Here is a 20,786-nt window from a genome sequence, read left to right as displayed (position 1 = left end):
CGCCCTTACGGGAACGGCCGGACCGTGTGCAGATGGTTCAGCGGGCCATGGCCGTGCCCGAAACCGGGAGCGGAGCGGATGGCCTCATCCACATAGGCGCGGGCGCGGGCCACCGAATCGCGCACGCCCAGCCCCTGGGCGATGCCGGCGGCGATGGCCGAGGCCAGGGTGCAGCCGGTGCCGTGGGTGTGCGGGGTGTGGATGCGCCGCCCCTCGAACACCTCCTCGCCGTCCTCGGTGAGCAGCAGGTCGCACAGCCGCTCGTCCTCCAGATGGCCGCCCTTCAGCAGGACGGACTTCGGCCCGAAGGTGCGGATCATCTCGGCGGCGCGGCGCATGTCGTCCAGGTTGCGCACCGGGATGTCGGTCAGCGCCTCCGCCTCCGGCAGGTTGGGGGTGACCAACTCCGCATGGGGCAGCAGGCGCTTGCGCAGGGTCTGCACCGCGTCCGGCTCCAGCAGGAAATGGCCGCTTTTTGAGACCATCACCGGATCGACGACCAGCGGAACGTTGATCGCCCGCTCCTCGTACTCGCCGGCCACCGCCTCGATGACGGCGGCGTTGGCGAGCATGCCGATCTTGATGCTGTCGGCCCCGAGATCCTCCAGCACCACCTTCATCTGCAGGGCGACGAAGGCCGGATCCACGGGCAGCACACCATAGACCCCCGTCGTGTTCTGCGCGGTCAGCGCCGCGATGGCCGTCATGGCGAAGGCGTTCAGCGCGCTGACCGCCTTGATGTCCGCCTGGATGCCGGCACCGCCGCCGGAATCGGACCCGGCGACGATGAGAACACGGCCGTTGATCGGGTGGGCCTGCATCGGGATTGCTTCCGTCTGGTCGTCTGGTTGGAGGGTGGGCCTTAGGAGGCGGTCTCCAGCCGGGCGGCGTCCGTGATGGCGCCGGCAATGTCGGCCACCACCGCGTTCACCAGCCCTTCGTCGTCGCCTTCCGCCATGACGCGGATCACCGGCTCGGTCCCCGACTTGCGGATCAGGATGCGTCCCGACCCGTTCAGCCGCGCCTCGCCGTCGCGGATCGCCGCCTGGACGGAGGCGATCTCCAGCGGCTTCGAACCGGCGGCGAAGCGGACGTTGGTCAGCTTCTGCGGCACCGGGGCGAAGACCTGGCAGACCTCGCTGGCCGCCCGGCCGCCGGACTGGATCAGCACCGCCAGGACCTGGAGTGCGGCGATCAGCCCGTCGCCGGTCGTGGAATAGTCGGACAGCACGACGTGCCCCGACTGCTCCCCACCGACGTTGTAGCCGTGCTCGCGCATATGTTCCACCACATAGCGGTCGCCGACCGGCGTTCGGACCAGCGCGATGCCCAGCCCCTGGAGATGCCGCTCCATGCCCAGGTTGGACATGACCGTGGCGACCACGCCGCCGCCCTTCAGCGTCTGCGCCTGCGCCCAGGAGGAGGCGATCAGAGCCATCACCTGGTCGCCGTCGACGACGCGCCCGGCCTCGTCGACCATGATCAGGCGGTCGGCGTCGCCGTCCAGCGCGATGCCCAGATGGGCGCCATGGGCAACCACCTGCTCCTGCAGGGTCCGGGTGGCGGTGGCGCCGCACTCCTTGTTGATGTTCAGGCCGTCCGGGTTGACGCCGACCGGGATCACGTCGGCCCCCAGCTCGTACAGCACCTTCGGGGCGACGCGGTAGGCGGCGCCGTTGGCGCAATCCACGACGATCCTCAACCCGTCCAGCCGCAGGCCGCGCGGGAAGGTGTTCTTCACATACTCGATGTAGCGGCCCGTCGAGTCCTCCAGGCGGGAGGCGCGGCCGAGATCGGCGGAGCCGGCGAGGTCCGGCGCGAAGGGCTGGCCCATGCGCGTCTCGATGGCGATCTCCACCGCGTCCGACAGCTTGTAGCCGTCCGGCCCGAACAGCTTGATGCCGTTGTCCTGGTACGGGTTGTGGGAGGCGGAGATCATCACGCCGAGGTCGGCGCGAAGCGAGCGCGTCAGCATGGCGACGGCGGGCGTCGGCAGCGGGCCGAGCAGCACCACGTCCATGCCCATGGAGATGAAGCCCGCGGTCAGCGCCGGCTCCAGCAGATAGCCGGACAGACGGGTGTCCTTGCCGATCACCACGCGGTGCCGGTGGTCGCCCCGGCGGAACTGCAAAGCGGACGCCATCGCGACGCGCAGGGCGGTTTCCGCCGTCATCGGATCGATGTTGGCGGTGCCGCGGATGCCGTCGGTGCCGAACAGGTGTCGCGTCATGAAAACCCTCGGGAATGGCCCAGTCACTGTACCGCAATCGCGGATGTGTGAAAATGTCATCGCTTGCCCTGGGGGGCAGGGTCAAGAACCCTTCCGCGCAGACGCCAAAGGGTTACACGCGTCATGCGGTCACGGCACCCGTGCGGGATGCAGCCCCTCCCAGACGGCGCGCGCCTGGACCGTTTGGGGCACGTCATGAACACGCAGGAGGTGCGCGCCCTGGTTCAGCGTTTCCAGACCGGCGGCCAGCGAACCGGGCAATCGCTCCTTGGGCGGCTCGCTCCGCGACAGCTTCCCGATCAGGGCCTTGCGCGACAGGCCGATCAGCACGGCGCAGCCCAGCCCGTGGTAAAGGGCGGTGTGGCGCAGGATGTCGAGATTGTGCTCCACCGTCTTGCCGAAGCCGATGCCGGGATCGACGGCGATGCGCTCCAGCGCCACCCCGGCGGCGAGGCAGGCCTCCACCCGCTCCTCCAGCCAGTCGAAGACGTCGAGCGCCGCGTCCTCGTAGGTCGGATTCTGCTGCATGGTGCCGGGTTCGCCCCGCATGTGCATGACGACCACGGGGGCCGCCTTCTCCGCCACCAGCGGTAGCGCGCCGGGGTCGCGCAGCCCGGCCACGTCGTTGATCAGCGCCGCCCCGGCGTCGAGCGCCGCGCCCATCACCCGCGCGTGCCGCGTGTCCACCGACACCACCGCGCCCCTGGCAGCGAAATGGCGGACCACCGGCAGGACGCGGGCCTCCTCCTCCTCGGGCGAGACGGGGGCGGAACCGGGACGGGTGGATTCGCCGCCGACGTCCAGCAGGTCGGCGCCGGCCTCCAGCATCGCCTCGCCGTGGGCGATGGCGGTCCCGGCGTCGAAGAAGTCGCCGCCGTCGGAAAAGCTGTCCGGCGTCACGTTGACAATGGCCATGATGCGGGGACGCCCGAGGTCCAGCCCACCGAACGGCGCCCGCCCGCGGGTCAGAGCGCCCAGCCGCTTGTCGAGGCTCTGCGCCACGGCGGTCCCGCGCTCCCACCCCCAAGCCATGATCTCGGTCAGCGGCGCGAAGGCCCGCTCGATCCGAGCCCCCTGCCGGACGATGAGTTCGGCGGTGGTGAAGGAGAAGCGTCCCCCGGCCAGCGGCACCGCCGCCCCGGCGCTCCAGGCGGCGATGGGCAGCAGCCCGACCGGTCTCAGATAGACGCGGACGCCGCCCTCCCCCGCCCAGGGTGCGAAGGAGGCGAGCGAGCCGGCGGCGGATTTCGGGGCGGGTTTGGCGATCGGGGGCATGGCGAGGGTTCGTGCAGAGAAACGGAAGACCGCAGCCTGTCACGGCGGGAAGCCCCGGCGCAAGAGACTGCGGCCCTCCGTTTCACCGGAACCCCGTCGCGTCTGACGTTAGGCGCCTGCTACGCGCTCTTGGGCAGCGGGGCCAGGGCGGCCAGCATCTGCTTCTTGCGCTCGCCGTAGATGCTGCCCAGCTCCTCGGCGCGCTTGTCGTCGAGCGCCTTCTTGGCCTCCTCGAACAGCTCTTCCTCCTCCTCGTCGAGGTGGTGGCGCGTGACCTCGCCCAGCACCTGGAGCTTGGCCTTCCAGGCGGTGCTGTCGGCGGGCATGGCGTTCAGCTCGTCGAGGAAGCCGTTGATGATGTGGTGCTCGTTCAGGCCCTCGGTGGTTTCCTGCTTGGTGTTCTTCGCCTTGGACAGCGACTGGTAGAAGACGGCCTCCTCGATCTTCCCGTGGGCCCACAGCTCGCGCTGCAGGTCCTCGTAGGCGGCGCGCCCGTCGCCGTCCGCTTTCTCGGCCGCGTCGAGCAGGCGGCGGATGGTGTCGTGGTCCTGCTTGATCCGGTCGAAGATGCTGGTCATGGGTCCTGTCCCGTTGTTGCGGAGTCTCGACCGGACTCAACCCTGGCCCGGATACGGTGTTCCCGATGCCAAAGGGGGTCAGCCATGCCGAACCATCCAGTGCAGGCTGAACAGGCTCCGCTCGTCGGTCCAGCTTTGCTCCGTGCGCCAGCCGGCGCGGGCGGCGAGGCGGCGGAAACCGGGTACGGAGTATTTGTAGGAGTTCTCGGTGTGGATCGTCTCGCCGCGGGCGAAGCGGATGGGATGGCCGGCGATGCGGACGGTCTGGTCGTCCAGGCTGCGCAGATGCATCTCGATCCTCCCGCGCCCGGTGTCGTAGCGGGCCACGTGGGCGAAGCGCTTCAGGTCGAAGGTGCCGTCCAGCTCGCGGTTGATGCGGGCCAGCAGATTCATGTTGAAGGCGGCCGTCACCCCGCGCGCGTCGTCATAGGCGGCCTCCAGCACCGCCGGGTCCTTGCGCAGGTCCACCCCGATCAGCAGCCGCGCCCCGGCACCGAGGCGCCGCCCGAGATTGTCCAGGAACGCCATCGCCTCGGCGGGTCGGAAATTGCCGATGGTGCTGCCGGGGAAGAAGGCCATCGTCCGCTCCGGCGCCACGCCCCGCGGCAGAGCGAAGCCCCGCACATAGTCGGCCGCCACCGGCACCACCGTCACCGCCGGATAGTCGCCGGCCAGCCGCGCGGCGGCGGCGATCAGGTGGTCGCGGCTGATGTCCACCGGCACATACATGGCCGGCGCGTCCAGCGCGTCGAGCAGGATGCGCACCTTGACGCTCGACCCGCTGCCCAGCTCCACCAGGGTGGCGCCGCGCCCGGCGAGAGCGGCGATCTCGTCCGCACGGGCGTGCAGCAGCACGGTCTCGGTCCGCGTCGGGTAATATTCGTCGAGCGTGCAGATCTCGTCGAACAGGGCCGAGCCCTCGGCGTCGTAGAAGTACTTGCAGGGCAGGCTCTTGTCCGGGCGGGACAAGCCCTCCAGGACGTCGGACAGGAACACGTCGTCCGGCGTCAGGCCCTGCGCCGGTCCCTGCGCCGGATGGGCGCGGGCGGCGGAAATTGCGGTCATCAAGCGTCCTCCGCGAGGCGCACGCCGCTGAACATCCAGCGTTGGTGCGGATAGAAGAAGTTCCGGTAGGTGGCGCGGACATGGCCGTCGGGCGTGGCGCAGCATCCGCCGCGCAGCACATACTGGTTGGCCATGAACTTGCCGTTGTATTCGCCGACCGCCCCGGCGGCGGGGTGGAAGCCCGGGTAGGCGCTGTAGGCGCTGGACGTCCACTCCCAGACATCGCCGAACATCTGGACGAGGCCGTCGCCCGCCGAGGCCGCCGCCGGGCGCAGCAGCCCGCTGCCCAGCGTGTTGCCGGCGGGGGGCAGCGCGGCGGCGGCGGTTTCCCACTCGGCCTCGGTCGGCAGGCGCTTGCCGGCCCAGCGGGCGAAGGCGTCCGCCTCGTAGAAGCCGACGTGGCAGACCGGGGCGTCATCGTCCAGCGGATGTTCGCCCAGCAGGGTGAACTCCCGCCAAGCGCCATCCTCGCCGCGCCGCCAGTAGGCCGGCGACTCCCAGCCCTCCGCGTTGACCGTGGCCCAGCCGTCGGACAGCCAGAGCGCTGGGTTGCGGTAGCCGCCGTCCTCAATGAAGGCCCGCCACTCCCCGTTGGTCACCGCGCGGGAGAACAGCCGGAAGGGGCGCAGCAGCACCTCGTGCCGCGGCCCCTCGTTGTCGAAGGCGAAGCCCTCCCCCGCATGGCCCACCGCGACGATCCCGCCGTCCACGGCGATCCAGCGCCCCTCATGGGCCGGGCCGCGCAAGGCCGGGCGATAGGGCCGGTAGGCCGGCGCGGTCGGGTTGCAGGAGAACAGGTGCAGCAGGTCCATCAGGATCAGCTCCTGATGCTGCTCCTCATGGGAAAGGCCGAGCGTCACCAGCGGGGCCAGCCGCTCGGCGTCGCCGCGCTCCAGCAGGGCCAGCATGGCGGCGTCCACATGGTCACGGTAGGCCGCCACCTCGGCCACGCCGGGCCGCGTCACCAGACCGCGCCGGGGCCGCGGGTGGCGGGCGCCGACGGCCTCGTAATAGGAGTTGAAGAGATAGCCGAAGGCCGGATCGAAGGGCCGGTAGCCCGGCAGGTTCGGGATCAGCAGAAAGGTCTCGAAGAACCACGTCGTGTGGGCCAGATGCCATTTGACCGGACTGGCGTCCGGCATGGACTGCACCACCTGATCCTCCGGCGACAACCCGCCGGCCAGCTCCGCCGAGGTGGCGCGCACCCGACGGAAACGGTCGGCAAGTCCGCCGGCTTTGGCGGCTGTTTTGAGCATGGGCGCTGTGTCCTCCCCGCCTGACAGGTTCCGGTAAAGCTGTGCCGCTTCGCTGTGCCGCCAACCCTCCTTTCGGAGTGGCCCGGACGCACCGCCCGGCGGCAACGCTCCGCCGGACCGCCTGTTCACAGCGGATGACGCACGGATTCCGACGATCGAACGATGGAGGAACGGCACCCATGCAACCGCGGCTCAAACCCATTGACGAGCAGGTGATCGTCATCACCGGCGCGTCGAGCGGCATCGGGCTGGTCACCGCCCGCATGGCCGCCCGCCAGGGCGCGAAGGTCGTCCTGGCCGCCCGCGACCGCGACGCGCTCGCCCAGGCGGCGGAGGCGATCCGCGCCGAAGGCGGCGATGCCATCCATTGCGTCGCCGACGTGGCCGACCCCGACGCGCTGCGGCGGGTCGCCGACGCGGCGGTCCGCAGCTATGGCCGGATCGACAGCTGGGTGAACAACGCCGGCGTGGCGATCATCGGCACGCTTCTGGACACCGCCCCGGAGGACCACCGCCGCCTGTTCGAGACGAATTACTGGGGGGTGGTCAACGGCTCCCTGGCCGCCATTCCCCACCTGCGGCAAAGCGGCGGGGCGCTGATCAACATCGGCAGCGTGCTGTCCGACCGCGCCATCCCGCTCCAGGGCGCCTATGTCGCCTCCAAGCACGCCGTGAAGGGCTTCACCGACGCGCTGCGCATGGAGCTGGAGGCCGACGGCGCGCCGATTTCGGTCAGCCTGATCAAGCCGGCGGCCGTCGACAGCCTGTACGAGGACCACGCCCTGAACCTGATGGAGGTGGAGCCGAACAACCCGCCTCCGGTCTACGCGCCGGAGGTCGTGGCGAAGGCCATCCTGCATTGCGCCCGCCGCCCGATGCGCGACCTCTATGTCGGCGGCGGCGCCAAGCTGTTCGCGCTGGCGGAGACCTTCGCGCCGCGGCTCACCGACCGGATCATGGAACGGACCCTGCCGCGCGTCATTCGCTCCGGCGGGCCGCTCCGCCCGCGGAACGACGCCCTGCACAGCCACGGCGACGACGGGCGGGAGCGCGCCGGCCGCCACCGCTTCGTGCGCGAAACCAGCCTCTACACCGAGGCGCGGATGCACCCCTGGATCACCGCGGCGGTGGTCGCCGGCCTCGGCGTGCTCGCCGGCATGGCGGTGACGCGCGGCGGGGGGCGGGACGATGACGACGCAGCGTCCGGATTGAGCCGGCACCGCCGGTCGATGCGGCGGCATCGCGACCGGATGAACGAGGAAGGGCTCACCATCGGCCACAACGCCAAGCCGGCTTGGCAGGCCGCGGAGGAAGGCATGGTGACCTTTCCCCGCTGACCGCCGCTAAACCGGCTCCCGCGCCGCCGGTTCCGCCACCGGAGCGTGATGGCGGCCGCGGGAGCCGCGCAGCGCAAGGATCGGCTCAAGCTCCTCCGCCAGGACCGGGCGGCTGAACAGATAGCCTTGGAAACTCTCGCATTTCAGGCTGCGCAGAAGCTGGAGCTGCGCCTCCGTCTCCACCCCCTCGGCGACCACCGACAGGCCCAGGCTGCGGCCCAGACCGACGATGGCGCGCGGGATGGAATCGCCGGTTCCATCCTGCTCCAGGTCATGGATGAAGGAACGGTCGATCTTCAGCTTGTCGATCGGGAAACGGTGCAGGTAGCTGAGCGACGAGTAGCCGGTGCCGAAATCGTCCAGCGCGATCAGGCAGCCGCGCTGCTTCAGCGCGCGCAGCGTCGCGATGGCCGACGGGATGTCGTCGATCAGGGTGCCCTCGGTCACCTCGATCTCCAGCTCCCAACCCTGGAGGCCGTTGCGGTCCAGCGCGGCGGCCACCTTCGCGGGAAGCTGACCGTCGCGGAACTGCTGGGCGGAGACGTTCACGGCGACCGGCACGGCCAGGCCGATCTGGTCGTGCCAGCGACGGACCTGGGCGCACACCTCGTCCAGCACCCAGTCGCCGATGGCTTGGATCAGGCCGGTTTCCTCGGCCACCGGCAGGAAGCGGTTCGGCATGACGAGGCCGGCATCGGGATGGCGCCAGCGCAGCAGTGCCTCAACCCCGACCACGAGGTCGTCGGAAATGCGCAGCTGCGGCTGGTAGACCAGGAACAGCTCGCGGTTCTGCAGGGCACGACGGAGCGCCGCCTCCAGATCAAGGCGTTCGCGGGACCGCACGCCCATCTCGCGCGTCACGAAGCGGTAGGCGTTCCGCCCGGCGTCCTTGGCGTTGTACATGGCGATGTCGGCGCAGCGGATCAGCCCTTCCGCGTCCTCCGCGTCGTCGGGAAACAGGCTGATGCCGATGCTGGGCGACACCACGAAATTCCTCCCGCCGATGGCGAAGGGGGCGGCGAGCTGGGCCATCACCTTCTCCGCCACCGCGGCGGCCACGTCCGGCGCCGGGATGTTCGGGACGACGATGAGGAACTCGTCGCCGCCCAGCCGGCCCACCGTGTCGGACGGCCGCATCGCCCCGTGGAGCCGCCGCGCCACCGACCGCAGCACCTCGTCGCCGAAGGAATGGCCCAGGCTGTCGTTGATGATCTTGAAGCGGTCCAGGTCGATGAACAGAACGGCGACCCTCGCGCCGTCGCGTCGCGCCTCGCGGGCCGCCTGGGCGATGCGGTCGAACAGAAGGACGCGGTTGGGCAGGCCGGTCAACGGGTCGTAATGGGCCAGATAGTGGACGTGCTGCTCGGCCCGCCGCTTGTCGCCGACATCCTCGACGAAGGCCATGACGAAGGGCGGCTCGCCGGGGGTGGACACCGGCTGGAGGTGGAGGGAAAAGTGGCTGTGCCGTCCACCGGCCATCAGCAGGCGGTCGACCTCCAGCCGCAAGCTCTCCCCGGCGATCGCGGAGTCGATGGCGGCGGTCACCGCCGGGTCCGGCGCGCGCAGCCTCATGTCCGCTCCGACCAGCGCGTCGCGCGCCACCCCGACCGTTCGGGCGAAGGCGGGGTTGCAGTCGGTGATCCTGGCGTCCGGCCCGATCAGGGCGATGCCCAACGGCGCCTGGTTGAACAGCAGGTCCAGCTCCGTCTCGCGCCGGCGCAGCGAGGCGGTGATGCGCCCGGCGATCATCAGCGCCCGGTGACGCGTCGCCGCCAGCGCCCACAGCAGGGCCGACAGCAGCAGGCTGAGCGAAAGCCCGGTCGCCAGGACCAGCACCGGCTTCCAGCCGTCCAGCCCCTCCTCGAAACTCGACCGGCTCTCGTACTGGACCGTCCAGACGCGGTTGAGCAGGCCGAGATCGCGGCGCACGCTCAGCAGCGGCCGGTCCGTCGAGTCCGGGCGACTGCGGTAGAGCGGAAACTCTCCCCGCCCGTCGAACACCGCCGTCGCTATGTCGCCCATCCGGCCGAACACGGATTCGGCCAGCGGGGCGACCTGGATCGGAGTCATCACAAGACCGGCGAAGGCCGCCCGCCGCTGTTCCTGCGTGGCCGGGCTCTGCCCGTCGCGGTAGACGGCCTGGAAGACGATGACGGCCGGCGGTGACGGCTCCCCCTCGTCGGGTTTCAGGCCGACGGTGTGGACGATCACCGGTTCGCCGCTGTCCCGCGCCTGCTCGGCGGCGGCGCGCCGCACCGGCTCAGCCAGCAGATCGTAGCCGAGCGTGCGCAGGGTGCGTTCGTTGACCGGGGCCGCGTACAGCGTGACGAGCCGCAGCGGACCGGCCATGTCCGGCCAGATCCGGAAACCGCGCAGCCCGTCCATCCGGGCCTCCGTCACCAGCTCCGAGCCGGTCCACTGATCGACGACCCGCGCGAAGGCGACGGCGGTGATCGCCGGAAAGCGCTCGGCCAGATGCAGCCCGTCGACGAAGCGGTTCCACTCCGCGCGCTTCACCTCCGGGTAGGCGGTGAACAGGGCGGCGGCGGAGCGCGTCACCTGCGCGTAGGCCTGGATCTGGTTCTCGAAGCGGCGGTGCAGTTCCTCCACCCGCAGGGCGAACCGGCCTTCGGCCTCCGCGGCGACGCGCTGGCGGGTGTCCTGCCACACCAGCGCGGTCAGCAGAAGCGCGGCCAACAGAACCAGAAGGGGAAGATGCCTGGGGATGGCCACCGCATCGGCGGTGGAAGCGGCCATGGAATCGGTGGCGGACTTGCCCGGCGCAAGGTCGTTCGGATCGGGGCTGGAAGACCTCTGCATGGGGCCGTACCGAAGCTGCCTGTGACACCGCCCACCCGGATTCCGACCGTCGGGACAACGCGCTTCGGTAGACCTTAACCAGAATGGGCCCGTGCGAGAAGCGTATAAATAAGCGCGAAATCGCCCGCCGCGTGCGGCGGCGCTCAAAACTCCTGCAAGACCTTGGGGCTGTTCTGCAGGAGGGTCTCGATCATGCCCAGAATCTGCTCGATCTTGGTGCGCGTGGCGTCCAGCTCGTCGGCGGTCTTGTCGTCGATGCCGGCTTCCATCAGCATCATGTCGAAGGCGTTCAGCGTCTCCGAAAAAGCCTTCTGCTCCGCCTGGAGCACGTCGAAGGCGCCGAGCGAGCTGGTCAGCGCCAGCGGCGGGTCGCTGACGAAGGCGTAACTGATGTCGGTGAAATGGGCGATGGCCGTCAGCTTCTGCCGGATCACCCATTGCGGAAAGTTGGGCGGCAGGTCGTTCCCCGTCTCGGGCAGGCGTTCCTGGATGGAGAAGACCAGCCCCTGGATGTCCAGGTAAGCGTTCCGGATTTCGCGGAAATGGGGAAAGGTCTTGGGCTTGCCGGCGTTGCGGACACGACCCAGCCGGGCGTTGTCGTCGGTCAGCTTGCGCGCCATCTGGACCACGATGTTCGCCACCTTCCCCATCGCCCCGTCATCCTTTTGTTTCGCGGCTGTCACGGATCTATAGCACGCGGCCCCCCGCCGAGGGCAGGGCGTTCACGGCGCGGACCGCCCATCCGGCTGCGGCAGGCGGTCGCCCATCCCGCGGAGCAGCGCCTCGCGCGCCGCGTCGTCGGGTGCCGCCTCCAGCGCCCGGTGCAGATCGAGCAGGAAGGCGGCGTAGCGATTGTGCCAGTCCCGCCCGGCGGTCACGGCTTCGGGCTCCAGCCGCGGCGGACCGTCCGGCGTCCGCACCGGGGCGGCGGCGGTCAGGTCGGCCGCCTCGTCCAGCTCGGGCAGGCGGATCAGCGCCGGGTCCCAGCCGCGGCGGACCAGCGCGTCGCGCAGGCCGGCGCGGGCCTCCTCCTCGCCGTGCACCAGGAACAGGCCGCGCTTCACCCCCTGCCGGGCCGCCACCCAGGCCAACAGGCTGCTGCGGTCGGCGTGGCCGGAATAGACGTCCAGCGAGCGGATGCGGGCGCGCACCGCGATCTCCTCGCCATGGATGCGGACGTTCGCTGCTCCCTGCTGGAGCAAGTGGCCCAGCGTGCCCGGCGCCTGATAGCCGACCAGCAGGACGGTGGCCTCCAGGCGCCACAAATGGCTTTTCAGATGGTGGCGGATGCGCCCGGCGTCGCACATGCCGCTGGCCGCCATGATGATGGCGCCGCCCTTGATCGCGTTGAGCGTCTGGCTTTCCGCAGCGGAGCGCACGCGGTGCAGGTTGGGCCGGGCGAAGGGATCGCCCCCGGTGCCGAGATCGGCCAGATGGCGGCGGAACACCCCGGTGACCGCGTCGGCCAGAGGCGAGTCGAGAAAGACGTCGACGAGCGGGATCGCGCCGCGGTCGAACAGCCGGTGCAGGTCGTAGAGAAGCTCCTGCGTGCGCTCCACCGCGAAGGCGGGGATCAGCAGCGGGCCGCCCGCGGCGAGCGCCGCCCTCACCTCGTCGCGCAGCAGGGCCTGCCGCTCGGCCTCGCCGACCTCGACCCGCTCGCGGTTGCCGTAGGTGGTCTCCAGCACCATCCAGTCGGGGCGCGGCGGCCCCTCCGCGTCGGCGTGGAAGGACTTGCCGCCCGGCCCGAGGTCACCGGAGAACAGGATCGTTTCCGTCGCCCCGCCGCGCGTCACCTCCAGCTCCACCGACGCCGAGCCGAGGATGTGCCCGGCCTGCCAGAAGCGGGCGCGGATGCCGGGCAGCACCTTCACCCACTCCCCGTAATCGACCGCGTGCAGGCGGCGGATGGCCGCCTGGGCGTCGGCCTGGGTGTAGATCGGCTCCACCGCCGGGCGCCCGCGCTGGCGGTTGCGGCGGTTCAGCCGCTCCACCTCCGTCTCCTGGATGTAGCCGCTGTCGGGCAGCATGTAGGCCAGCAGGTCGGCGGTGCCGGCGGTCGTGTGCACCCGCCCCTTGAAGCCCTGGCGGACCAGCTTCGGCAGCAGGCCGGAATGGTCGATGTGCGCGTGGGTGAGCAGCACCGCCTTCACGGCCGAGGGCTTGAAGGGAAACGGCCGGTAGTTCAGCTCCTTGACCGTCTTGGTGCCCTGGAACAGGCCGCAGTCGATCAGCAGGTCGCCGTCGCCGGTCTGGATGCGGAAGCAGGAGCCGGTGACCGTGCCGACGGCGCCGTGGAAGGTGAGGGACAGTGTCATGGCGAAACCCCGCCTGGTTGTGCCCTGTCCCTCCATTGTGCCTGAGGAAGGGTTACCGGCCCGTCAACAGGGGGCCGTCAACAGGGGGCCGCCAGCGCGTCGGCGATCAGCCGGGCGAGCGGCAGGGCGTTGCTGGGGTGCGGAACCCCGTCGCAGGACAACGGCGCCCCCAGCCCTTCGGCTTGGAACCGGGCGGCCACCGCCGCGTCGAACAGGGCGTGCACGCCGAACACGCGGACCGAGGCCGCGCCCGCGGCCCGCGCGGCCCGCGCGCAGGAGAAGATGGTCTCGCCGGAGCTGATGACGTCGTCGACGATCACCACCGGCCGCCCGGCCAGCGGCGCGTCGGCGGGCAGGGTCACCGTCACGTCGCGGTCGCCGCGCCGCTCCTTCCGCCCGACCAGCGCGGTGAGGCCGAGCGGACCGGCCACCGCCTCGACCAGCGGGGCGGCCTCCTCGTCCGGGCCGACGATCACGGTGTCGGGGGCGACGCCATCGCAGCGCAGCCGCTCGGCGATGGCTCCGGCACCGCTGAGGCAGACGGAGGGGCGCCCGACGAACACCTCGTCCAGCGTGTGGGTGCGGTGCAGATGCGGCTCCACGCAGACGAAGCGGTCGAAGATCCGGCCCAGCCAGTCTCCCACGACGGCCTGGCTCACCGGCTCGCCGGGACGGAACACCGCGTCCTGGCGCATGTAGGCCATGTAGGGGGCGACGAGGCACAGCTCCGCCGCGCCCTGACGGCGCAGGACGGAGGCGGCCAGCGTCAATTCCACCAGCTTGTCGTTCGGACGGTCGAGCGAGCGGTAGACCACCGCCCGCTCCACGGATTCGGGAAGGCGGACGAGGCTCTCGCCATCCGGAAAGCGGTGCAGTTCGGCGATGTGGCAGGGAACGTTCAGGGCCTCGGCCAGACGCCGCGCGCCGTCCGCCGATTCCGGAAATCCATAGACGCCCGTATAGCGGGCCATGCTGTCCCCTCTCGCGTTGCGCGCCCGGAGATGGGCGCCCGGTTCGGCCCGTACTATGCCGCAAGGACCGCGGCGGGGCGACCACGACCTTAGGCGCAACGTTACCGAGAAGGCGATAGGACGGCAGGGACGGACGCTCACAAATGACGCCGCGAACCTCCGCTGCTCATTGACCGCAGACGAAGGGATGGGGCAGTTTCCCGCCATGCGCGTGCTCATCGCCGACGATACGGTCCTGATGCGCACCATGCTCTCGGAGCAGGTGGCGTCCTACGGACATGACGTGATCCTGGCCAGGGATGGCCAGGAGGCGCTGGAACTCGCCCAGGCCGAACCCTTCGACATCGCCATCATCGATTGGGAGATGCCCCGGCTGTCGGGGCTGGAGGTGTGCTGGCTCCTGAAGGCCGATCCGCGCACCGCCTACAGCTACCTGATCCTGATGACGTCCCATGACGAACCCTTCTACGAGATGAAGGCGCTGGACGCCGGGGCGGACGACTTCATCCACAAGCCGGTCAACTGCGCCCACCTGAAGGCGCGGCTGAAGGCGGGCGGCCGCATCACCGAAATGCACCGGCTGCTGGTCGAGCAGGCGCAGACCGACCCGCTGACCGGCGTCGCCAACCGGCGGGCCCTTCTGGACCGTGCGGGCGAGGAGATCCGGCGGGCGCGGCGGACGCGGCTGCCGCTGTCCCTGCTGATCGCCGACATCGACCATTTCAAGCGCATCAACGACAGCCGCGGCCACGCGGCGGGCGACGAGGCGTTGCAGCGCTTCGTCCGGACGCTGGGCGATGCCCTGCGCCCCGGCGACCTGATCGGGCGCTACGGCGGGGAGGAATTCGTGGTTCTGCTCCCCAACACCGGCCTGGCGGATGCGTCGGTCGTGGCGGAGCGGTTGCGCCGGCGCGTCGCCGCGCAGGAGATGGGGCCGGATGGCGATCCGTTCCGCATGACCGCCAGCTTCGGCGTCGCGCCCGTCGCGCCGGACGCCCCCGGCGGCCTCGACGACGCGCTCCGCGTGGCCGACGCCGCGCTGTACCGGGCGAAGGCCGAAGGGCGCAACCGCGTGGTCCCCTCTCCCTAGACCGTTCACGCCGTGCCTCTCCCGCCCGTCTCCGGCATCGGAGCCAACGGGATGCGGGGAAACGGCGATGCGCCATGTCCATGTGGCGTTTCTGGAGGGGACGAAGGTCCTGATCGTCCGGCGGCGCGAGGTCAGCGCTTGGTGGGGCCGCGGCCCGGCGGAGCCAAGGGTCGTCGACGCGGCCGGCCAGTGGGCGGTGCCCGGCGGCGGCTACGAGAGCGTCACCAGCCCGCTCACGGCGCTTCAGCGCCTGTTCCACGAACAGACCGGACTCGCCTTTCCCGATTGCCGGACGGCGGAGCCCTGGCGCCCGACCTCGCGGAGCTTCACGCTGTATTTCGTCCCGGTGACCGGGCTTGAGTCGCTGGCCTCCGCGATCACCCTGCGGGTTGCGCCCTCCGCCGTCACGCCCGGACGCCCGGCGGGCGGCGCCATCGTGAATTGGGAACTGTCCTCGGCCCACGTCGTGCCGCTCGCCAAGGTGGTCGCGCATCTCGGGGTGCGCCAGCCGGTCTCGCGCGAGAACCAGCTCGCCATCACCCGGCAGGCGATGCGCTCGCCCTCCTCGCAGTCGATCGAGCGCTACGCGACCATGGCCGCGATCATCGCCCTGCGGTGAGCCCGCCGCGACGGCCTCAGCCCTTGCCGCCCTCCCCGGGCGGGTTGCGGACGGCGGTGGCGGCGAGATATTGGGCCGCCGTGCGCAGCAGGAACTCCGCCACCGCCATGTCACCGAGGTCGCGGTCGGGACCGCCCAGCCGGTGGCGGCGGTCCGCGTCGATCAGTCCGGTGGCGATCACCTGTGCGGTCAGCCACGCCCGCTGCTCCTCGTCCGGCACGCCGGCCATGCGCTCCAGCATCGCGTTGCAGGCGTGGTCGATCGTTCCCAGGCCCGGCCGGTCGGACGACAGGTAGCTGGTCTCGTTGCGCGGCGCCGGCTCCCCGACATAGGAGCGGGCGAGCAGCGCCGTCTCCAGGGTCAGGCGGAAGGCGGTGCGGCGCGGCCGCCCCTTCCGCCGCAGGCGCAGCGCCATCATGGTGAAGAGCTGGGCCACCGCCTCCACCCGCTCCGCCGGCACCTCGTCGAGGATGTCGACGATCTCGGCGCTGACGGCGTTGCGCGGCGCCGTTTCGCCGGGCCGCACCACCGCGGTGGCGAAGACGGCGATCAGGGTGCGCAGGGCGTCGGCCTGCTCCACCGGGGAAATGCGGCCGATCTGGGCGGGGTCGAACATGGGGGCGCTCCGCTCTGGCTGGGAGGGATCAACAACTCCTTCCAGCAATGTTGGAACGCGGGGGGCGGTCAGGAATCCCCCTCCTTCGGGTCGATGGTCTCCGCCCGTCGGCTGATCAGCTGGTAGAGCCCGAGCCCGAGCACCATGAAGACGATGACCATCAGAAGGATGGCCGGATACACCATGTCGCTCATGTCCGAGGTCCGCGCCTCGAACACCAGCACAAGCCCTTCCAGGCTGGCGGCGATGATGATGGTGGTCAGGAACTTGGTCAGGGTGCGCCGCGCCTCGTCCGCATGGCGCAGCTCGCGGTCGTGCTCCAGCTCCTCCTCGTAGAGATACTTGGCGATCTCGAAGACGGCGATGGCCAGCACGATCATGCCGACGCCGTCCAGCAACCCGTGCGTCGTCGCCTCGATGTCGAGGAGCAGAAGGCTGTGAAACACCGCATAGGCGGCCACGCCGATGAACACCAGGGCGAACAGCATCAACACGCCGGTCGCCAGAAAATACATGACCCGCGAGGCCTTCCGGAATCCGTTCCCCACGATGCGTTTCCCTTTCCGACGCGAAAGCCTGTCCTGCGGCTGTCAACGCATCGTCCCGGCTTTCGGACCGCAGCCTTGCGGGTCACCCCGGAAGGGAAGGTGGAACCGGTGGGCTGGCGGGCGTGTTTGGAGTCAGGCAGCACAGGGGATTGTGCCTCCTCGACAGGCTCCGCCGCGCTCCCTGAAGCGGCGGAGCCTTTCTTTTCCTGCCCCTTGTCTTCTCCTGCCCCTTGCGTTTATGGCTGCGGTGCCGGACCACGCCGACCACGGAACCGCCCCATGCCCGAGACCCCGCCCCCTTCCCCCCAGGCGTTGCACGCCCTGCTGGACCGCTATCTGCGTTGCCCGTCCGAACCGCTGCGCGGCGAGCTGAACGCGGCGCTGACCGCCTTCCAGACGGCCTGGATCCACGCCCGCGCCGGGCAGGATGCCCCTCCGCCGAGCCCGCCCGCCCCCGCCGCTCCCGGCCGCGCCCCGGCGAAGCCGAAATTTCCCATCGCCGCTACCGATCTGGCGGTGCTGGAAAAGATGGCCGGGGGCTGGGTCCCGACCGCGGCGGAGGTCCCCCGCTGGGTCTGGTTCGAGAACCGGGAGCTGGTGACGATGGAGCCCAACCCCGCCGGCAGCGGGCCGGAGGTGATGCGCCTCGCCCCCGCCGGCTGGGCCGCGCTGGGCCGCCAGCCGGGCTGAGCAGCGGCCCAGCGAAAGCGGGCAACAAAAAAGGGAGGCCGAAGCCTCCCTTTTTCCTTTCGGCGACCGGTTCCGGCTTACTTCGGAACCTTGCCCTGCACGCCCTCGACGTACCAGTCCATCTTCAGGATCTGCTCGTCGGTGGCCTGCTTGCCCTCGGCGATCACGACCTTGCCGGACTGATCCTTCACCGGGCCCTGGAAGGAGTGGCGCTTGCCTTCCATGATGTCGGTGCGGGTCTTCTCGGCCGCCGCGACGACGTCCGCCGGGAGCGCCGGGTTGTAAGGGGCCAGGAACAGCATGTGGTCCTTGAAGCCGCCCCAGGTGTCCTGCGACTTCCAGGTGCCGTCCAGCGCCGCCTTGACGCGGTTCACGTAATACTCGCGCCAGTCGTCCACGATGGCGGTCAGGTGCGCCTTCGGGCCGAAGCGGGTCATGTCGGAGGACTGGCCGAACACCCACAGGCCGCGCTCCTGCGCGACCTGGATGGCCGCCGGGCTGTCGGTGTGCAGGGAGATCACGTCGGCGCCCTGGTCGATCAGGGCCTTGGCCGCCTCGGCTTCCTTGCCGGGATCGTACCAGCTGTTCACCCAGACGACGCGCACCTCGGCCTTCGGGTTCACCTCGCGCATGGCGATGGTGAAGGCGTTGATGCCGCTGATCACCTCGGGGATCGGGAAGGAGCCGATGTAGCCGATGATGTTCGACTTGGTCATCTGGCCGGCGATCTGGCCGATGACCGTGCGGGCCTCGTAGAAGCGCGCGGAGTAGGTGGCGACGTTGGCCGAGCGCTTGTAACCGGTGGCGTGCTCGAACTTCACGTCGGGGTGGCGCTGCGCGACCTTCAGCGTCGGGTTCATGAAGCCGAAGGAGGTCGTGAAGATCAGCTTGTGGCCGGAGGAGGCCAGCTGCTCGATCACGCGCTCGGCGTCGGCGCCCTCGGGCACGTTCTCGACGAAGGTGGTGGTGACCTTGTCGCCCAGCTCCTTCTCAACGGCCAGACGGCCCTGGTCGTGCTGGTAGCTGTAGCCGTGGTCGCTGATCGGACCGACATAGACGAAGCCGACCTTCATCTTCTCCTGCGCATCGGCCGCGCCGACGCCCAGCGCCAGCATGGCGGCGCCGGTGGCCAGACCCATCAGGGCCTTGCCCATGGTCCTTCTGTTCACGTGTTTGCTCCCTGATCCAATTGATTGAGCACGAACGTAAGACTTGCAAACATCCCGGAGCCCGTCAGGCATCGGCCCATCAGGCATCGGGATGGAAGACCTTCCCGAGGCTGGCCGGCGCGTTCAGCCGGATTCGGGCGACATCGCGTGAAATCACCACCAGGACGATGACGGTAGCCAGATAAGGCAGCATCGACAAGAGTTGTGACGGAATGTCGATTCCCAGCCCCTGGACGTGGAGCTGCGCGATGGTCACCCCGCCGAACAGCCAGGCGCCGAGCAGAACGCGGCCCGGCTTCCAGGTGGCGAAGACCACCAGCGCCAGGGCGATCCAGCCGCGCCCGGAGGAGATGCCCTCCGCCCACATCGGCGTGTAGTCGAGCGACAGGAAGGCCCCGCCCATGCCGCTCATCGCGCCGCCGAACAGAACGGCGAGGAAGCGGATGCGGATGACCTTGTAGCCGAGCGCGTGGGCCGCCGCGTGGTTCTCGCCGACCGCGCGCAGGATCAGCCCCTTGCGCGTGGCGTAGAGGAACCAGTGAACCGCCGGCACCGCCGCCAGCGCCAGATAGACCAGCGCGTCCTGCCCGAACAGCGCCTTGCCGATCACCGGCAGGTCGGTCAGGCCGGGGATGTAGAGTTCCGGCACGTCGGCGATGGGAATGCCGACGAAGCCCTGCCCGATCAGCGCCGACAGGCCGACGCCGAACAGCGTCAGCGCGAGGCCGGTCGCGACCTGGTTGGCGAGCAGAAGCAGGGTCAGCACGCCGAACAGCGCCGCCATCCCCGCCCCCGCCGCGGCCCCCGCGACGAACCCGGCGGTGGAACTGCCGGTTTGCACCGCTACGGCGAAGCCGCAGACGGCGCCGACCAGCATCATGCCCTCGACGCCCAGATTCAGGACGCCGGACTTCTCCACCACCAGCTCGCCCAGCGCGGCGAAGAGCAGCGGCGTGGCGGCGGCCAGCATGGCCGCCAGGATCGGGCCGACCAGGGCCAGTTCCGCGCTCATGCCGCGGCCCTCCCCACAACGGCTCGCTTCGCGCCGAAGCGCACGCGGTATCGGATCAGCACGTCGGTCGCCAGCAGGAAGAACAGCAGCATGCCCTGGAACACGCCGGTGATGGCCTTGGGCAGGCCGAGCGCGATCTGCGCCGCCTCGCCGCCGATGAAGGACAGCGCCATCAGGAAACCGGCCAACAGGATGCCCACCGGGTGCAGCCGCCCCAGGAAGGCGACGATGATGGCGGTGTAGCCGTAGCCGGGGGAAATGGTCGGGTTCATCTGGCCGATCGGTCCGGCGACCTCTCCCAGTCCGGCCAGACCGGCCAGCGCGCCGGACAGCAGCAGCGTCAGCCAGATGATCTTCTTCTGGTTGAAGCCGGCATAGCCCGCCGCCGTCGGGGTCAGGCCGATGACCTTGATCTGGAAGCCGATGAAGGTGCGCGCCATCAGGAACCAGCCCGCCGCCACCGCCAGCAGGGCGAACAGCGACCCCAGATGGACGCGCGTCCCGGCGACCAGCAGCGGCAGCACCGCGTCGGCCTCGAACAGGCGAGATTCCGGGAAGGCGAAGCCGTCCGGATCGCGGTAGGGGCCGTGCATCAGGTAGTTCAGCAGATGCAGCGCCACGTAGTTCAGCATCAGGCTGGTCAGGATCTCGCTGGCGTTGAAGCGCACGCGCAGGAAGGCGGGGATCGCCGCCCACAGCGCGCCGCCGGCCATGCCCGCGACGATCATCAGCGGCAGCAGCCACCAGCCGCCCTCGCCGTAGAAGGCGAGCGCCAGACCGCCGCCGGTGATGGCGCCGAGCGTGAGCTGCCCCTCGGCCCCGATGTTCCAGACGTTGGCGCGGAAGCCGATGGCGAGACCGATGGCGCAAAGCACCAGCGGGGTCGCCTTGACCGCCAGTTCACCAAGGCCGCGCACCGACATCAGCGGCGCGATGAAGAAGGCGTGCAGCGCCTTCACCGGGTCGAAGCCCATGGCCCAGAACAGCAGGAAGCCGCTGGCGAGCGTGAGCGCGACCGCCAGCAGCGGCGTGGCGTAGACCATCGCGCGCGACGCCTCGCCGCGGGGTTCGAGACGGAGGAGGGTCATGCCCCGGCCCCCTCCCCAACCCTCCCCCGCCGTTGGCGGGAGAGGGAGCAGGTGCCGTGGCGGTGAAATCCCCTCTCCCGCGCCAGCGGGGGAGGGTTAGGGAG

19 protein-coding genes are annotated in these 20,786 nt (G+C 70.2%); 4 read left to right on the top strand and 15 right to left on the bottom strand.

Going from position 1 to position 20,786, the window contains the following annotated elements; all coding sequences use genetic code 11:
* Positions 1-5: 5 nt before the first annotated feature.
* From thiD to egtB, 6 genes are all read right to left on the bottom strand, one after another.
* Complete coding sequence (gene thiD, locus ABVN73_RS04275) at positions 6-821, bottom strand: bifunctional hydroxymethylpyrimidine kinase/phosphomethylpyrimidine kinase (RefSeq protein ID WP_353859077.1); 816 nt, start codon at positions 819-821, stop codon at positions 6-8.
* A gap of 41 nt (positions 822-862) precedes the next feature.
* Positions 863-2,230 carry a phosphoglucosamine mutase gene (gene glmM / locus ABVN73_RS04270; protein WP_353859076.1) on the bottom strand — a complete coding sequence of 456 codons (1,368 nt, stop codon included), beginning with the start codon at positions 2,228-2,230 and terminating at the stop codon, positions 863-865.
* A gap of 129 nt (positions 2,231-2,359) precedes the next feature.
* Positions 2,360-3,505, bottom strand: a complete 1,146-nt coding sequence (gene folP / locus ABVN73_RS04265) for a dihydropteroate synthase (RefSeq protein ID WP_353859075.1) — start codon at positions 3,503-3,505, stop codon at positions 2,360-2,362.
* A gap of 119 nt (positions 3,506-3,624) precedes the next feature.
* The gene (locus ABVN73_RS04260; RefSeq protein ID WP_014240091.1) at positions 3,625-4,083 is read right to left on the bottom strand and encodes a hemerythrin domain-containing protein; all 459 of its coding nucleotides are present in this window, start codon (positions 4,081-4,083) and stop codon (positions 3,625-3,627) included.
* A gap of 78 nt (positions 4,084-4,161) precedes the next feature.
* Positions 4,162-5,148 carry an L-histidine N(alpha)-methyltransferase gene (egtD, locus tag ABVN73_RS04255; RefSeq protein WP_353859074.1) on the bottom strand — a complete coding sequence of 329 codons (987 nt, stop codon included), beginning with the start codon at positions 5,146-5,148 and terminating at the stop codon, positions 4,162-4,164.
* Positions 5,148-6,404, bottom strand: coding sequence for an ergothioneine biosynthesis protein EgtB (gene egtB / locus ABVN73_RS04250; RefSeq protein WP_353859073.1), 1,257 nt, complete (start codon positions 6,402-6,404; stop codon positions 5,148-5,150). Before egtB ends, egtD begins: the two co-directional genes overlap by 1 nt.
* A 179-nt stretch (positions 6,405-6,583) precedes the next feature.
* Here egtB and ABVN73_RS04245 point away from each other — a divergent pair, with 179 nt between their 5' ends.
* Positions 6,584-7,741: an SDR family oxidoreductase gene (locus tag ABVN73_RS04245; protein WP_353859072.1), complete on the top strand. Its 1,158-nt coding sequence runs from the start codon at positions 6,584-6,586 to the stop codon at positions 7,739-7,741.
* Positions 7,742-7,747: 6 nt separating this feature from the next.
* Here the strand turns inward: ABVN73_RS04245 and ABVN73_RS04240 are convergent, their stop codons facing one another.
* From ABVN73_RS04240 to ABVN73_RS04225, 4 genes are all read right to left on the bottom strand, one after another.
* Positions 7,748-10,561 (bottom strand): EAL domain-containing protein, encoded by a 2,814-nt coding sequence (locus ABVN73_RS04240; RefSeq protein ID WP_353859071.1) that lies wholly within the window; start codon positions 10,559-10,561, stop codon positions 7,748-7,750.
* 143 nt (positions 10,562-10,704) lie between these two features.
* Complete coding sequence (locus ABVN73_RS04235; protein WP_038528447.1) at positions 10,705-11,211, bottom strand: hypothetical protein; 507 nt, start codon at positions 11,209-11,211, stop codon at positions 10,705-10,707.
* A gap of 72 nt (positions 11,212-11,283) precedes the next feature.
* On the bottom strand, positions 11,284-12,879 hold the full coding sequence (locus ABVN73_RS04230) for an MBL fold metallo-hydrolase (RefSeq protein ID WP_353859070.1): 1,596 nt from the start codon (positions 12,877-12,879) through the stop codon (positions 11,284-11,286).
* Between the two features lie 77 nt (positions 12,880-12,956).
* Positions 12,957-13,850: a ribose-phosphate diphosphokinase gene (locus ABVN73_RS04225; RefSeq protein ID WP_353859069.1), complete on the bottom strand. Its 894-nt coding sequence runs from the start codon at positions 13,848-13,850 to the stop codon at positions 12,957-12,959.
* A gap of 205 nt (positions 13,851-14,055) precedes the next feature.
* Here ABVN73_RS04225 and ABVN73_RS04220 point away from each other — a divergent pair, with 205 nt between their 5' ends.
* Positions 14,056-14,940 (top strand): diguanylate cyclase, encoded by an 885-nt coding sequence (locus tag ABVN73_RS04220; RefSeq protein ID WP_353859068.1) that lies wholly within the window; start codon positions 14,056-14,058, stop codon positions 14,938-14,940.
* A 67-nt stretch (positions 14,941-15,007) separates the two neighbouring features.
* Positions 15,008-15,559, top strand: coding sequence for an NUDIX domain-containing protein (locus tag ABVN73_RS04215; protein WP_353859067.1), 552 nt, complete (start codon positions 15,008-15,010; stop codon positions 15,557-15,559).
* A gap of 16 nt (positions 15,560-15,575) precedes the next feature.
* Here the strand turns inward: ABVN73_RS04215 and ABVN73_RS04210 are convergent, their stop codons facing one another.
* Both ABVN73_RS04210 and ABVN73_RS04205 read right to left on the bottom strand, forming a co-directional pair.
* Positions 15,576-16,175: a hypothetical protein gene (locus ABVN73_RS04210; protein ID WP_353859066.1), complete on the bottom strand. Its 600-nt coding sequence runs from the start codon at positions 16,173-16,175 to the stop codon at positions 15,576-15,578.
* 68 nt (positions 16,176-16,243) lie between these two features.
* Positions 16,244-16,690 carry a hypothetical protein gene (locus ABVN73_RS04205; RefSeq protein ID WP_353859065.1) on the bottom strand — a complete coding sequence of 149 codons (447 nt, stop codon included), beginning with the start codon at positions 16,688-16,690 and terminating at the stop codon, positions 16,244-16,246.
* 312 nt (positions 16,691-17,002) lie between these two features.
* Between ABVN73_RS04205 and ABVN73_RS04200 the strand changes: the two genes are divergently transcribed.
* Positions 17,003-17,413 carry a hypothetical protein gene (locus ABVN73_RS04200; RefSeq protein ID WP_353859064.1) on the top strand — a complete coding sequence of 137 codons (411 nt, stop codon included), beginning with the start codon at positions 17,003-17,005 and terminating at the stop codon, positions 17,411-17,413.
* A 77-nt stretch (positions 17,414-17,490) separates the two neighbouring features.
* Here the strand turns inward: ABVN73_RS04200 and ABVN73_RS04195 are convergent, their stop codons facing one another.
* From ABVN73_RS04195 to ABVN73_RS04185, 3 genes are all read right to left on the bottom strand, one after another.
* A complete protein-coding gene (locus ABVN73_RS04195; RefSeq protein ID WP_353859457.1) occupies positions 17,491-18,567 on the bottom strand; it encodes a BMP family ABC transporter substrate-binding protein in 1,077 nt (358 codons plus the stop codon).
* A 94-nt stretch (positions 18,568-18,661) separates the two neighbouring features.
* Complete coding sequence (locus tag ABVN73_RS04190) at positions 18,662-19,594, bottom strand: ABC transporter permease (protein WP_353859063.1); 933 nt, start codon at positions 19,592-19,594, stop codon at positions 18,662-18,664.
* Positions 19,591-20,682: an ABC transporter permease gene (locus ABVN73_RS04185; RefSeq protein WP_353859062.1), complete on the bottom strand. Its 1,092-nt coding sequence runs from the start codon at positions 20,680-20,682 to the stop codon at positions 19,591-19,593. The genes ABVN73_RS04190 and ABVN73_RS04185 overlap by 4 nt, the downstream gene beginning before the upstream one ends.
* Positions 20,683-20,786: the final 104 nt, after the last annotated feature.

Origin of the sequence: Azospirillum formosense (assembly GCF_040500525.1) — a bacterium.
In the GTDB taxonomy this organism is placed as follows: Bacteria; Pseudomonadota; Alphaproteobacteria; order Azospirillales; family Azospirillaceae; genus Azospirillum; species Azospirillum formosense_A.
Note: the sequence above shows the minus strand (reverse complement) of the source record. Positions and strands in the feature narration are given on the sequence as shown.

What these genes read in the sequence shown, in the direction of transcription:
- ABVN73_RS04205 (WP_353859065.1), bottom strand. Translation starts at nt 16,690, where the DNA reads ATGTATTTTCTGGCGACCGGCGTGTTGATGCTGTTCGCCCTGGTGTTC.
- egtB (WP_353859073.1), bottom strand. Translation starts at nt 6,404, where the DNA reads ATGCTCAAAACAGCCGCCAAAGCCGGCGGACTTGCCGACCGTTTCCGT.
- ABVN73_RS04235 (WP_038528447.1), bottom strand. Translation starts at nt 11,211, where the DNA reads ATGGGGAAGGTGGCGAACATCGTGGTCCAGATGGCGCGCAAGCTGACC.
- egtD (WP_353859074.1), bottom strand. Translation starts at nt 5,148, where the DNA reads ATGACCGCAATTTCCGCCGCCCGCGCCCATCCGGCGCAGGGACCGGCG.
- folP (WP_353859075.1), bottom strand. Translation starts at nt 3,505, where the DNA reads ATGCCCCCGATCGCCAAACCCGCCCCGAAATCCGCCGCCGGCTCGCTC.
- ABVN73_RS04240 (WP_353859071.1), bottom strand. Translation starts at nt 10,561, where the DNA reads ATGCAGAGGTCTTCCAGCCCCGATCCGAACGACCTTGCGCCGGGCAAG.
- thiD (WP_353859077.1), bottom strand. Translation starts at nt 821, where the DNA reads ATGCAGGCCCACCCGATCAACGGCCGTGTTCTCATCGTCGCCGGGTCC.
- ABVN73_RS04215 (WP_353859067.1), top strand. Translation starts at nt 15,008, where the DNA reads ATGCGCCATGTCCATGTGGCGTTTCTGGAGGGGACGAAGGTCCTGATC.
- ABVN73_RS04195 (WP_353859457.1), bottom strand. Translation starts at nt 18,567, where the DNA reads ATGGGCAAGGCCCTGATGGGTCTGGCCACCGGCGCCGCCATGCTGGCG.
- ABVN73_RS04260 (WP_014240091.1), bottom strand. Translation starts at nt 4,083, where the DNA reads ATGACCAGCATCTTCGACCGGATCAAGCAGGACCACGACACCATCCGC.
- glmM (WP_353859076.1), bottom strand. Translation starts at nt 2,230, where the DNA reads ATGACGCGACACCTGTTCGGCACCGACGGCATCCGCGGCACCGCCAAC.
- ABVN73_RS04220 (WP_353859068.1), top strand. Translation starts at nt 14,056, where the DNA reads ATGCGCGTGCTCATCGCCGACGATACGGTCCTGATGCGCACCATGCTC.
- ABVN73_RS04210 (WP_353859066.1), bottom strand. Translation starts at nt 16,175, where the DNA reads ATGTTCGACCCCGCCCAGATCGGCCGCATTTCCCCGGTGGAGCAGGCC.
- ABVN73_RS04190 (WP_353859063.1), bottom strand. Translation starts at nt 19,594, where the DNA reads ATGAGCGCGGAACTGGCCCTGGTCGGCCCGATCCTGGCGGCCATGCTG.
- ABVN73_RS04230 (WP_353859070.1), bottom strand. Translation starts at nt 12,879, where the DNA reads ATGACACTGTCCCTCACCTTCCACGGCGCCGTCGGCACGGTCACCGGC.
- ABVN73_RS04245 (WP_353859072.1), top strand. Translation starts at nt 6,584, where the DNA reads ATGCAACCGCGGCTCAAACCCATTGACGAGCAGGTGATCGTCATCACC.
- ABVN73_RS04225 (WP_353859069.1), bottom strand. Translation starts at nt 13,850, where the DNA reads ATGGCCCGCTATACGGGCGTCTATGGATTTCCGGAATCGGCGGACGGC.
- ABVN73_RS04200 (WP_353859064.1), top strand. Translation starts at nt 17,003, where the DNA reads ATGCCCGAGACCCCGCCCCCTTCCCCCCAGGCGTTGCACGCCCTGCTG.
- ABVN73_RS04185 (WP_353859062.1), bottom strand. Translation starts at nt 20,682, where the DNA reads ATGACCCTCCTCCGTCTCGAACCCCGCGGCGAGGCGTCGCGCGCGATG.